Source organism: Pseudomonas sp. HLG18 (assembly GCF_051903985.1).
In the GTDB taxonomy this organism is placed as follows: Bacteria; Pseudomonadota; Gammaproteobacteria; order Pseudomonadales; family Pseudomonadaceae; genus Aquipseudomonas; species Aquipseudomonas fluorescens_BT.
Genome location: NZ_CP195831.1, coordinates 5,343,654 through 5,356,944 on the forward strand (window position 1 = coordinate 5,343,654; position 13,291 = coordinate 5,356,944).

The 13,291-nt window shown below is 62.9% G+C and carries 9 protein-coding genes; 6 read left to right on the top strand and 3 right to left on the bottom strand.

Annotation, left to right across the window (positions count from 1 at the left end):
• The first annotated feature begins 43 nt into the window (after nt 1–43).
• Genes ACSPX5_RS24605 through ACSPX5_RS24620 form a run of 4 tightly spaced genes read left to right on the top strand, consistent with a single transcriptional unit; the run spans nt 44 to nt 10,653 of the window.
• On the top strand, nt 44–7,339 hold the full coding sequence (locus ACSPX5_RS24605; protein WP_439820424.1) for an Ig-like domain-containing protein: 7,296 nt from the start codon (nt 44–46) through the stop codon (nt 7,337–7,339).
• Between the two features lie 48 nt (nt 7,340–7,387).
• Nucleotides 7,388–8,902: a TolC family protein gene (locus tag ACSPX5_RS24610; protein WP_169428324.1), complete on the top strand. Its 1,515-nt coding sequence runs from the start codon at nt 7,388–7,390 to the stop codon at nt 8,900–8,902.
• 3 nt (nt 8,903–8,905) lie between these two features.
• Nucleotides 8,906–9,691, top strand: a complete 786-nt coding sequence (locus ACSPX5_RS24615; RefSeq protein ID WP_439820425.1) for an aspartyl/asparaginyl beta-hydroxylase domain-containing protein — start codon at nt 8,906–8,908, stop codon at nt 9,689–9,691.
• Nucleotides 9,679–10,653, top strand: a complete 975-nt coding sequence (locus ACSPX5_RS24620; RefSeq protein WP_207867061.1) for a sulfotransferase family protein — start codon at nt 9,679–9,681, stop codon at nt 10,651–10,653. The genes ACSPX5_RS24615 and ACSPX5_RS24620 overlap by 13 nt, the downstream gene beginning before the upstream one ends.
• On the opposite strand, the gene ACSPX5_RS24625 is transcribed toward ACSPX5_RS24620, so the two are convergent.
• Together ACSPX5_RS24625 and ACSPX5_RS24630 are read right to left on the bottom strand one after the other, a co-directional pair.
• The gene (locus ACSPX5_RS24625; protein ID WP_169428327.1) at nt 10,619–11,377 is read right to left on the bottom strand and encodes a slipin family protein; all 759 of its coding nucleotides are present in this window, start codon (nt 11,375–11,377) and stop codon (nt 10,619–10,621) included. The genes ACSPX5_RS24620 and ACSPX5_RS24625 overlap by 35 nt on opposite strands.
• A gap of 2 nt (nt 11,378–11,379) precedes the next feature.
• Nucleotides 11,380–11,928 carry an NfeD family protein gene (locus ACSPX5_RS24630; protein WP_439820426.1) on the bottom strand — a complete coding sequence of 183 codons (549 nt, stop codon included), beginning with the start codon at nt 11,926–11,928 and terminating at the stop codon, nt 11,380–11,382.
• Nucleotides 11,929–12,102: 174 nt separating this feature from the next.
• Here ACSPX5_RS24630 and ACSPX5_RS24635 point away from each other — a divergent pair, with 174 nt between their 5' ends.
• On the top strand, nt 12,103–12,564 hold the full coding sequence (locus tag ACSPX5_RS24635) for a YbaK/EbsC family protein (RefSeq protein WP_439820427.1): 462 nt from the start codon (nt 12,103–12,105) through the stop codon (nt 12,562–12,564).
• 127 nt (nt 12,565–12,691) lie between these two features.
• On the top strand, nt 12,692–12,937 hold the full coding sequence (locus tag ACSPX5_RS24640; RefSeq protein ID WP_169428329.1) for a DUF2789 domain-containing protein: 246 nt from the start codon (nt 12,692–12,694) through the stop codon (nt 12,935–12,937).
• Between the two features lie 9 nt (nt 12,938–12,946).
• Here ACSPX5_RS24640 and ACSPX5_RS24645 read toward each other — a convergent pair whose 3' ends face one another.
• Complete coding sequence (locus ACSPX5_RS24645; RefSeq protein ID WP_169428330.1) at nt 12,947–13,147, bottom strand: hypothetical protein; 201 nt, start codon at nt 13,145–13,147, stop codon at nt 12,947–12,949.
• Between the last annotated feature and the right edge of the window lie 144 nt (nt 13,148–13,291).

Here is a 13,291-nt window from a genome sequence, read left to right on the forward strand (position 1 = left end):
TTTCATTGATGCGTTTACAACTGTTCGAGTCCGGGTGAGCAACATGTGGTGGAGCAAGCAAAAGTCGCGGTTAACCGAAAGCCAACGGACGCTGGCGGCGCCGCTGATCATGTCGCTGGAACCGCGCCTGCTGTTCGACGGCGCCGTGGCGGCCACTGTCGCTGACACAGCCGCCCAGGCCGACAGCCATCCCGCTGCCGATGCGGCCAAGACACCCACGGCCGATCATTCGTCGGTCAGCAAGGACACCCACGGCCAGGCCGATGCCACACCTGCGGCCAGCCCGGTGGCGGTACCTGGGCAAAGCGTGGTGTTCGTCGATGGCCGGGTCAAGGATGCCGACAGCTTGCTCAAAGGCGTCGCTCCGGGGACGCAAGTGGTCAAGCTCGACGCGAGCAAGGACGGCTTGCAGCAGATCGCCGACTATCTCGACCAGCATTCGGGCGTCAGCTCGGTGCAAATCATTGCCCACGGCAACGCCGGTGACCTGTGGCTGGGCAACAGCTACCTGTCGGCGGACAACGTCGCGCAGCGCAGCGCGGTGCTGGCGGAAATCGGCAAGGACATGAACGTTGGTGGCGACATCCTCATTTACGGCTGCTACACCGCCGAGGGTGACCGTGGCCTGAGCTTTGTCGACTCGCTGGCGCAATTGACCGGTCGCGACGTGGCGGCGTCGAACAACCGCACCGGTGTGGGCGGTGACTGGGATCTGGAGATCGCCACCGGCAAGATCGAGAGCGCCAACGTGCTGTCGACCTTGTCGATGAGCGAGTACCAGTGGGGCCTCGCCACCTGGACTGCCACCAACAACGCGAACACCGGGGTCGGTTCGCTGCGGGCAGCGCTGGCGTCGGCGCAGAACGGCGACATCGTGACCTTCAGCACCGGCATGACGGTACAGCTCACCTCGGAATTGCTGATCAACAAGAGCGTCACGGTCGATGGCGACCTGAACAACGATGGCGTCGCCGACGTCACCCTCGATGGCCAGTACAAGACCCGGGTGGTGGAAATCACCTCCGGCAGCACCGTGACCCTCGATGGTCTGGTGATTACCCGGGGCCTGGTCTCGGGCAACGGCGGCAATGGCGGCTATGGCGCGACCGGGGCCATGGGCGGCGGGATTTTCAACGCCGGCATCCTGACCCTGAACAACGTTTCGGTGACCGGTAACGCGGCGGCCGGTGGTGGCGGTGGCGGGGGTGTGACCGGTGCGTTCTACGGCGGTGCCGGTGGCGGCGGCGGTGGCCTCGGTGGTCAGGGCGGCGGTCATGGCGGCACGGCCGGGCCGGGCACCGGTACCCTGGGCGGCCAGGCCGGCAGCGGCGGTGTCGGCGGTTATGGCGGTGGCTACGACGCGACGCACATGGGCGGGCGCGGCGGTTCCACCCTCGGCGGTGCTGGCGGTGTGGGCGTGTCCTATTACAGCAACGGCGGCAATGGCGGCACCGCCAACAACGGCACGATTTCCATTGGCGGCGGCGGTGGCGGCGCCGGTTGGGACAAGGTCGGCGGCGTCGGCGGCAATGCGGCCGGCGGTATTTATAACGCCTCCACCGGGACCCTGAAAATCGTCGGCACCTCGGTCATCAGCAACAACATCGGTGCGGGCGGCGGTGGCGGTGGCGGCAGCGGCCAGGGCAGCAACAACCTGAACGGCGGCGACGGCGGACGGGGTGTCGGCGCAATCTGGAACCAGGGCGGCACGGTACTGATCACGGCCTCCAACTTCAGCTCCATCACTGGCAACGCGGCGGGCAGCGGCTCCGGTGGCGCAGAACTGGGCGGCGGCGTGACGGGCTCTGTACCCTTGGCCTTCGCGGCGATCTACAACAACGGCGGCACACTCAACACCGCTTATGTGGAACCACCGACCGCCACCATCGTGATGTCCGACACCGCCCTGAAAATCGGCGAAACCTCGCTGGTGACCATCACCTTCAGCCGGGCGGTGACCGGTTTCACCAACGCCGACCTGACCATCGCCAACGGCACGCTGACCGCGGTCAGCAGCAGCGACGGCGGCCTGACCTGGACCGCGACGTTCACCCCGACCAACAACATCACCGACGCCACCAACCTGATCACCCTCGACAACACCGGGGTGAACGCGATCAGCGACGGTGTGGCGGGTGTCGGTACGACCAACTCCGTCAACTACGCGATCGATACCGCGCGCCCGACCGTGACCATCGTGATGTCGGATACGGCATTGAAAATCGGCGATACCTCGCTGGTGACTTTTACCTTCAGTGAAGCGGTGACCGGCTTCACCAACGCCGACCTGACCATTGCCAACGGCACCCTGAGCGCGGTGAGCAGCAGTGACGGCGGTATTACCTGGACCGGGACGTTCACCCCGAGCGCCAGCATCACCGACACGACTAACCTTATCTCTCTGGACAACACCGGTATTGCCGATCTGGCCGGTAACGCCGGCACCGGCACCACCGATTCGGTCAATTATGTGATCGATACGGTGCGGCCGACCGCGACCATTGTCGTGGCCGACACCAACCTGGCGGCGGGAGAAACCTCGCTGGTGACCATTACCTTCAGCGAAGCGGTCAGTGGCTTCACCACGGCCGACCTGACGGTGGCCAACGGCACCCTGACCGGCCTGAGCAGCAGCGACGGCGGCGTCACCTGGACCGCCACGCTCACGCCAACCACCAACATCACCGACACCACCAACCTGGTCACCCTGGACAACACCGGGGTCGTCGATCTGGCCGGTAACGCCGGCAGCGGCACCACCAACTCCAACAACTATGCGATCGACACCGCGCGGCCGACCGCGACCATCGTGGTGGCCGACAACAACCTGAAAATCGGCGAAACCTCGCTGGTGACCATCACCTTCAGCGAAGCGGTGACCGGTTTCACCAACGCCGACCTGACCATTGCCAACGGCACATTGACGGCGGTCAGCAGCAGCGACGGCGGCATCACCTGGACGGCGACGTTCACGCCGACCGCCAGCATCACCGACGCGACCAACCTGATTACCCTGAACAACACCGGCATCGCTGACCTGAACGGCAACGCCGGCAGCGGCACGACCGATTCGAACAATTACGCCATCGATACCGTGCGCCCGACCGCGACCATCGCCTTGTCCGATAACGCGTTGAAAATCGGCGAAACCTCGGTTGTGACCATCACCTTCAGCGAAGCGGTGACCGGTTTCACCAACGCCGACCTGACCATTGCCAACGGCACGTTGAGTGCGGTGAGCAGCAGCGACGGCGGTGTCACCTGGACGGCGACGTTCACGCCGACCAGCAACATCACCGATGCCACCAACGTCATCACCCTGGACCAGACCGGCGTCTCCGACCAGGCCGGCAACGCCGGCAGCGGAACTGTCGACTCCGGTAACTATGCCATCGACACCCAGCGTCCGACCGCGACCATTGTGGTTGCCGACAGCACCCTCACGGCCGGTGAAACGACGCTGGTGACCTTCACCTTCAGTGAAGCGGTGACCGGTTTCAGCAATGCCGACATCGTGGTTGCCAACGGCACCCTGACGGCGGTGAGCAGCGGCGACGGCGGCATCACCTGGACGGCGACGTTCACGCCGAACGTGGGCGTCAACGACGCCACCAACCTGATTATCCTGAACAACACCGGCATCGCCGACCTCGCCGGCAATACCGGCAGCGGCACCACCAGTTCGCCCAACTACACCATCGACACCGTGGTGCCGACCGCGACCATCATCGTGTCCGACTCCAGCCTGAAAATCGGCGAAACCTCGCTGGTGACCATCACCTTCAGTGAAGCGGTGACCGGTTTCACCAACGCCGACCTGACCATCGCCAACGGTACGTTGTCGGCAGTCAGCAGCAGCGACGGCGGCATTACCTGGACGGCGACCTTCACCCCGACCAGCAACGTCACCGACGCCACCAACCTGATCACGCTGGACAACTCCGGCGTGCAGAATCTGTCCGGCAACGCCGGCAGCGGCACCACCGATTCGAACAACTATTCGGTCGACACTCAGCGTCCGACTGCCACCATCGTGGTCGCCGACACCGCCCTGGGCGTCGGCCAGACCAGTCTGGTGACTATCACGTTCAGCGAAGCGGTAACCGGTTTCACCAACGCCGACCTGATCATCGCCAACGGCACGTTGAGCGCCGTGAGCAGCAGCGACGGCGGCATCACCTGGACCGCGACCTTCACCCCGGCGGCAGGGATTACCGACACCACCAACGTGATCACCCTGGACAACACCGGCATTGCCGACCTCGCGGGCAACGCCGGCAGCGGCACCACCGATTCCAACAACTATGCCGTCGACAGCCAGCGCCCGACCGCCACCATCGTGCTCTCCGACAGCAGCCTGAGTGCCGGAGAAACCTCGCTGGTCACCATTACCTTCAGCGAAGCGGTGACCGGTTTTGACAATTCCGACCTGAGCGTCGCCAACGGCACCTTGAGCAACGTCACGTCCAGCGACGGCGGCATCACCTGGACGGCGACGTTCACGCCGAATGTGGGCGTCAACGACGCCACCAACCTGATTGTCCTGAACAACACCGGCATCGCCGACCTCGCCGGCAATACCGGCAGCGGCACCACCAGTTCGCCCAACTACACCATCGACACCGTGCTGCCGACCGCGACCATCATCGTGTCCGACTCCAGCCTGAAAATCGGCGAAACCTCGCTGGTCACCATCACCTTCAGTGAAGCGGTGACCGGTTTCACCAACGCCGACCTGACCATCGCCAACGGCACGTTGTCGGCGGTCAGCAGCAGCGACGGCGGCATTACCTGGACGGCGACCTTCACCCCGACCAGCAACGTCACCGACGCCACCAACCTGATCACGCTGGACAACTCCGGCGTGCAGAATCTGTCCGGCAACGCCGGCAGCGGCACCACCGATTCGAACAACTATTCGGTCGATACTCAGCGTCCGACTGCCACCATCGTGGTCGCCGACACCGCGCTTGGCGTCGGCCAGACCAGTCTGGTGACCATTACCTTCAGCGAAGCGGTGACCGGTTTCACCAACGCCGACCTGATCATCGCCAACGGCACGCTGAGCGCCGTGAGCAGCAGCGATGGCGGCATTACCTGGACCGCGACCTTCACCCCGGTGGCAGGGATTACCGACACCACCAACGTGATCACCCTGGACAACACCGGGATCGCCGATCTGGCGGGCAATGCCGGCAGCGGCACCACCGATTCCAACAACTATGCCGTCGACAGTCAGCGTCCGACGGCGACCATTGTCATGAGTGACAGTGATCTGCGCCTTGGCGAAACCGCCCAGGTGACCATCACTTTCAGCGAGGCGGTGACCGGTTTCGACAACTCGGACCTGAGCGTGGCCAACGGCACCCTGAGCAACGTTTCGTCGAGCGACGGCGGCATCACCTGGACGGCCACCTTCACGCCGAACATCGGCGTCACCGACCTGACCAATCTGATCGTCCTGAACAACACCGGCATCACCGACCTGGCCGGCAACACCGGCAGCGGTACCACCAGCTCGGCCAATTACCAGGTGCAGACCGAAGTGCCGACCGCGACCATTGTCATTGCCGACACTGCGCTCAAGGCCGGAGAAACCTCGCTGGTGACCATCACCTTCAACGAAGCGGTCAGCGGTTTCGACAACAGCGACCTGACCATCGCCAACGGCACGCTGAGCAACGTCAGCAGCAGCGACGGCGGCATCACCTGGACCGCGACGTTCACGCCGACCAACAACATTACCGACAGCAGCAACCTGATCACCCTGAACAACGCCGGAGTGACCAACCTGTCGGGCAACAGTGGCGTCGGCACCACCGATTCCAACAACTTCGCCATTGACACCGCGCTGCCGACCGCCACCATCGTGGTTGCCGACAACCGCCTGGGCATCGGTGAAACCACCACGGTGACCATCACCTTCAGCGAAGCGGTGAGCGGGTTCGACCTGTCGGACATCAGCGTCGCCAACGGTTCGCTCTCGAACCTGACCAGCAGCGACGGTGGCGTGACCTGGACGGCGACTTTCACGCCGACAGCCAACGTCAACGACCCGACCAACCTGATTCTGATCGATACTGCCGGCGTCCAGGATCTGGCCGGCAATGCCGGGGCGAGCATTGCCATCTCCAACAACTACCTCCTCGATGCGACCCGGCCGACGGTGAGCATCGTGGTCGCCAACCCGCATCTGGGCATCGGCCAGACCACCACGGTGACCTTCACGTTCAGCGAGGCGGTGAGCAATTTCGATCTGTCGGACCTGAGCGTGACCAACGGTGACCTGAGCAACCTGACCAGCAGCGACGGCGGCAAGACCTGGACCGCGACCTTCACGCCGACCGCGAATGTCACCGACCCGAGCAACTTCATTGCCCTGGACACCAGCAACGTCACCGACCTGGCGGGCAACGCCGGCAGCACGGTGGCGGTGTCGAACAACTACACCCTCGACAGTGAACGGCCGACCGCTACGGTAGTGGTTGCCAATCCGAACCTGGGCGTCGGCCAGACGTCGCAGGTGATCATTACCTTCAATGAAGCGGTGACCGGTTTCGATCTGTCGGACCTCAGCGTGGCCAACGGTACTTTGTCCAACCTCAGCAGCAACGACGGCGGCAAGACCTGGACCGCGACCCTGACGCCAAACGCCAACGTCAGCAGCGCCAGCAATGCGATCAGCGTCAACCGTGCCGGGGTCAGCGATCTGTCGGGCAACAGCGGCAGCGGGATCAGTCAGTCCGGCAACTATGTGATCAACACGGTGCCGGCCGTGCCACCGACGTCTCCTCTGGTGGTGACGCCGGATCCGCAGTTTCGCAGCAGCGATCCGGTCGTGGCACCGCCACCGCCCAACGTACCGCTGCAACCGATGGTCTTCACGACGCCTGTCGGGAATCTCGGTTCACCGCTGACCTTCCCGCCGCTGTTCGAGCAGCGGGTCATCGGCAACGGTATCCGTCCATTGGGCGACATTTTCATCAACCACGGTGCCTTGAGCCCGAGTTTCATTGCCCAGGTGTTCACCAGCAGTGACAGCGGCGGCGACGGTTCGGGCCACGGCTTCCTCGGCTTTGGCGGGGGAGATGGGGGCGTGTTCGGTATCAGCACCCTTTCCAGCCTGTTCAACCAGAACAGCGAGACAGAGCGGGATTCACTGAACGCCTTCGACAGTCACTCGATCAAGGGCGGCGACATTACCCAAGGCCTGCGCGGTGTGTTCGGCGCGCCGACCCTGGGCCAGCAACTGCAACAGATCAAGGACAGCGAGCAGCACCGGGTGGATAACCTGGCCGCGGCGCTGCAACAGGTCGGCATCAGCGAAATACCGGCCTGACAAACCAGAACAATCCAACAATATGTGGGACCTAGGGGCGATCCAGGGATGAAGAAAAGTCAGAAGTTGTTCGGCGCCAGCCTGCTGGCGCTGGCGATCAGCGGATGTGCAGTCACCAGTGAACCGATCGAACGCAGTGTCAGTGAGCAACGGGCCCGAGCCGACCTGCAAACCATGTACAAGGGCCAGGAACCGTTGCGCGGTCCGTTGACCTTGCACCAGGCCATGGCCCGCGCGGTGAAATACAACCTCGAAGGTCGCTTGAAGATCATGGAGGAAGCGCTGGCCAAGCGGCAGCTCGATCTCGCCAGTTTTGACATGCTGCCGCGCATGGCGCTGGACGCCGGTTACGTCGGACGCAACAACGTCAGCGCCTCCAGCAGCCAGAGTGTGCGCACCGGCACCCAGTCTCTGGAACCGTCGACCTCCCAGGACCGCGACCGCAACGTCGCCGACCTGACCATGGTCTGGAACGTTCTCGACTTCGGCGTCAGCTACATCAACGCCAAGCAACAGGGCGACCAGCGCCTGATCGTCCAGGAACGTCGTCGCAAGGTGATCAACACCATCGTCCAGGACGTGCGTTCAGCCTATTGGCGGGCAATGGCAGCCGAGCGTCTGCTCAAGCAGATCGACAGCCTGATGGCACGGGTCGACGCTGCCCGACGCAACAGTGAAAGCATGAGCGAGCAGCGCATCGGCGATCCGGTGCAGTCCCTCGGATACCAGCGTTCACTGATCGAAGCCACCCGGCAGCTGGAGGAGCAGCGCCGCGCGTTGTCGCTGGCGAAAACCGAACTGGCGACCCTGATCAACCTGCCGATGGGCACCAACCTGACGCTGGCCACCGACGACGGTTATCAGATCCCGGAACTCAAGGTCGATATCGCCAAACTGGAACAGGAAGCCCTGACCAGTCGCCCGGAACTGCGCGAGCAGGATTACCAGACACGGATCAGCGCTGCCGAAACCCGCAAAGCCATGCTGCGCATGCTCCCGGGCCTGGAGTTTTCTGCCGGCGGGCACTACGACAGCAACTCGTTCCTGGTGAACGACCGCTGGGCCGACTATGGCGTGAAAGTGACCTGGAACCTGTTCAACGTAATCTCCGCTCCGGCGGCCATCGATGTGGCCAAGGCCGGTGAAGAAGTCGCTACCGCACGGCGTCAGGCGATGTCGATTGCAGTGCTGGCGCAATTGTACGTGGCCAACGCCAACTATCAGGAAGCGCTGCGCCAGTTCAAAACCAACCAGCAACTGTCGGACATCGACGGGCAAATTGTCGGTCAGTTGCGCAACCGTCATCAGGCGGCAGGCATCGGCGAGCTGGATCTGATCCAGGGCGAACTGAACAACCTGCAAGCGGATTTGCGCCGTGACCTGTCCTACGCCGACCTGCGCAATGCCTATGGCCAGATCTTCGCCAGTGCCGGCCTCGATCCGTTGCCGGATCAGGTGCAGTCGACTGAAGTGCAGTCGATCGCCACGGCGCTGGCCAACCGCGAAGCGGCGTGGGCGTCGGGGGATATTTCGGTGCCGGCGGCCCGTGCCGCTGCCAAGTGAGTGATGAGTCGGCCAGCGTACTCGCGCCTGCCGGTCTCTGTGGATTTGCCGTTGCTGTTGCAGGCGTTGGCGGCGATCGAGGACACAGACTGGCACGGCCATTTCAACACCGCGTATTTCAGCGGTGACTGGAGCGGTGTGGCGCTGATTTGCGCTGCCGATGCCTTGACCGAGTTGTCACCCGGTACCGCCGAACCGGTGCCGCGCCGCCCCTGGTTGAAGGACCGCCGCTGGCAACAGGCGTTGCGCGACCTGCCGTTGGAGATCGTCAGTGCCCGGCTGCTGCGATTGGGGCCGGGTGGGCAGATCCATGAGCATCGCGATTACGATCTTGAGGGTGAGAACGCCGATATGCGACTGCACATTCCGCTGCTCAGTCCGCCTGCGGTGGACTTCTGGCTCGATGGCCTGCGCATGCCGATGATGGAAGGCGAGTGCTGGTTTCTCGATCTTGCGCGACCGCACCGGGTCGACAATCGGGACAGTACGGCACGCATTCATCTGGTCCTCGATTGCCGACCCGGCGCCTGGCTGGAGCAGATGATGACCGACGGTTTGCCAAGCACACCGCGGCCGGATGCCGAAGACTCGGCGCTGCAGCGATTTCAGCATCTGCTGGCCGTGGATCGGTCGTTGTCGGCGACCTTGCAGGCGCTACGTGATCCCGAAGCGTTCATCAGCCGAACCCTGGCGTTGGCCGCCGAGCGCGGCTTGTCATTCTCCCGGGAAGAACTGCAGGCGGCGATGCGCAACGGGCGCCGCTCGTGGAACGAACAATGGCGAGCCTGAATTTCGATGGCTGGCTGCCGGTTCGCATCTGGAAAGAGGCCGGGCAATGGCTGGTCGACTGGTGCTGGTTCGGTGACACGCCGCTGCACCAGCCGTTTTTTCGCGAGGCGGTGGAGCAGGCGCTGCAGTTGCCGTTCAATCAGGCGTTTCGCCGGCAGACGTCCTTGTCGGCGCTTGCCGATTGGCAAGCACTCAGCCCGGGCCTGTCACCGAGCGCTTTCATCCTGCACGCTTCGCGCTGTGGTTCGACGCTGATCAGTCAAATGGTGGCGCAGCTCGCCGATCACATCGTGATTTCCGAGGCGCCCCCCCTGGATGCCTTGCTGCGCAGCGATCTGCCGGCCGCTGAACGTCGTGCGGCCATCGCCGGGTTGCTCTCGGCCTACGGTCAGCGCCGGCGCGGGATGGAGCAGAGACTGGTGATCAAGCTCGATGCCTGGAACATCGGCGAATGGCCGTTATTGCACGACTGTTTTCCCGACACGCCGTGGCTGTTTGTCTACCGCGATCCGCTGGAGATCGCCGTTTCACATCTGCGTCGCCCGGGCATGCACATGGTGCCCGACCTGCTCGGCGCGTGCGTGCTGGACGATGACCTGCCATTCAAAGGACGCGAGGATTTTATCGCCCGGCGACTGGGACGGCTGCTGGACGCGGCGTGTTTGCACTGCGCTGATTTCGACGGGCTGGCGGTGAATTACAACGAGTTGCCTGAGGCGATGACAGGACGGTTGGCGAGGTTCTTTCAACTCAATGCCGAGCAGTGTGAGCAGGCGCTGACGGCTTCTGCGCAGCATGCGAAACAGCCGTCACAGGCGTTTGTCGCCGATGGCGAAAGCAAACGCCTTGAGGCTTCCACTCTGTTGCGCACGCAAGTGGAACGTTGTGCGCGGGCGCCCTATGACGCACTGGAGCGCTTGCGCAGGCTCACGATTTTGCCGACAGATCCGCCATTCCCTTGAGCAACTCGATCGGCAACGGAAAGACGATGGTCGAGCTCTTGTCACCGGCAATCGAACTCAGGGTCTGCATGTAGCGCAATTGCATGGCGCCGGGCTGGCGGCCGAGCATTTCGGCGGCCTGCATGAGTTTTTCCGAGGCCTGCAGTTCGCCTTCGGCGTGGATCACCTTGGCGCGCCGTTCCCGTTCCGCTTCAGCCTGTCTGGCGATGGCGCGCACCATCGATTCGTTGAGGTCGACATGCTTGATCTCGACATTGGCCACCTTGATGCCCCAGGCGTCGGTCTGGGCATCGAGCACTTGCTGGATGTCGATGTTCAACTGTTCGCGCTCGGCCAGCAGTTCGTCCAGTTCATGTTTGCCGAGTACCGCGCGCAGGGTGGTCTGGGCCAGTTGACTGGTGGCGGTCAGGAAGTCTTCGACCTGGATGATCGCTTTCTGCGGGTCGAGCACGCGGAAGTACAGCACCGCGTTGACCTTGACCGAGACGTTGTCGCGGGTGATCACGTCTTGGGGCGGCACGTCGAGGACGATGGTGCGCAGATCCACCCGGACCATTTGCTGCACCACCGGAATCAACAGGATCAACCCCGGCCCCTTGACCTGCCAGAAGCGCCCGAGCTGGAACACCACGCCGCGTTCGTATTCACGCAGGATGCGGAACGTCGAGCCCGCCAGGGCAATGAGCAACAGCAGCAGCGCGACAAAACCGATTTGCAGACCCATGATCACTCTCCGAGCGGTGCCGCGTCAGCCGCGGCCACTTGCAGCAACAAGCCCTTGCGCCCGACTACCCGCACCGGTTGCCCGGCGTGCAGCGGCGTGGCACTCGACACTTGCCAGCGTTCTCCTTGCAACTGTATCCAGCCGTTGCGGGTGTCGCGCGACTCCACCATGGTCACGGCCGTCACGCTGCCGACCAGGCCGGCGTCGCCGCTGACCGGGTGTCGCGGCCGGGTCTTCAGGGCACGAACCAGCAACGCGATCAGCAGCAGTGCGCTGACCAGCCCGAGGCCGATCATCATTGGCACCGGCAGTTCGGCATTGCTCAGAATCAGCGCGCCGATCACGAACATGACAATCCCGGCAAGGCCGATCACGCCGTAATTGGGCAGCACGCCTTCGGCGATCAGCAAGGTGATGCCCAGGGTGATCAGCCACAGGCCGATCGGGCTTCCGGCCGCAAGTGAGGTGTCCGCCGCCAGGGCCGATCCGCTCAGCAGCATCAGGGCAAACGCACAGCATCGGGTGTTCACGCGACCCTCCGGGAGAGTCATGGGGTTCTCTTATCAGTCTAGTTGAGCCTGCGGCTGGATGAATTTTGATCATTGCGCGGCCTCGCCAGTGGGCGGATTTACCTTCGTTCGCGGCTTGCCGGACTAGACTTTCCAGAACAGGAACAACGTTCATCATCGCTCGCCGCGCAGCGTCGGCGGGCAACGAGGTGCATCATGCGTATGGCAAGAAAAGTGCAAAGCAGCCTGACCCGGGCGCAATGCCAATACGACGTCGTCTCCCATCCGCACTCGAGCAGCAGCCTGGAAACGGCGCGGGTTGCGGGGATCCCGGCGGAGCGGGTGGCCAAATCGGTGATCCTCGACGATCACCACGGGCATTACCTGATGGCCGTGCTGCCAGCCAGCCGCCATCTGGACCTGAGCAAGGTGCGCACCAGCGGCGAGTGGCAGATCACCCGCGAAAGCACGCTCGCTCACCTGTTCGATGACTGCGAACGCGGTGCGGTGCCGCCACTGGGCGATTCCTATGGCCTGGACATGGTCATCGACCCGCTCGTGACCCGGCAGAAAGACATCTACCTGGAGGCCGGCAACCACAACAATCTGCTGCACATGAGCATGCCCGAGTTTCTGAAAATGGTGCCGCATGCGCAGGTGCGGGAGTTGAGTCAGTAGGTTTATGAGGTTTGTGAGGCACCAATCGCGAGCACGCTCTCTCCTACAGGTCCTGCGCTGAACCTCTGGGAGCGAGCGTGCTCGCGAAAAATCTTTCACACCCTATAGATCTTGCAGGAGTACCGACATGGAAAACCCGACGCACAGCCTCCCGTCCCTGTTCAAACAACTGGGCCTGGACAACGACCCGGTCAGCATCGATCAGTTCATCGCCGCCCACTCCCCGCTCAAACCCGAACTGCACCTGTGCGATGCGTTCTTCTGGAGCAAGAGCCAGGCGGATTTCCTGCGCGACGAGATTCTCGATGATGCGGATTGGGCGGAGGTGGTGGATCAGCTGGATGTGATGTTGAGGAAAGGGCGGGCGGGATAAAGACCGGACCTAGTCCTTGGCAGTCATAGCTCTCAAGGAAGAGAACGTCGCTTCAACTTCAAGATTGGATAAACCGATTCCGCAGGCCATTGATTCACGAGCGATTCTTACTTTTTGCTCTAAAAATGCCGCGTACGCAGATGTGTCGGGCAGACGTTCAATCGGATGTTGTCCAGAATTCGGGTTCTCGGGCGTGAATTGCGTCGTCATGGTTCAGTGCTCTCGGATGTCGGTGTCGGCGCAGTTTCAGCGAGGAACATTTCTTGTGCTGAAAGCAATTTGTTTCAAAACTTGACTGAATTTCCCCTCAAATGCCATATTGATAGTTAGCAAACTAACAGTGTGTGCATTCCC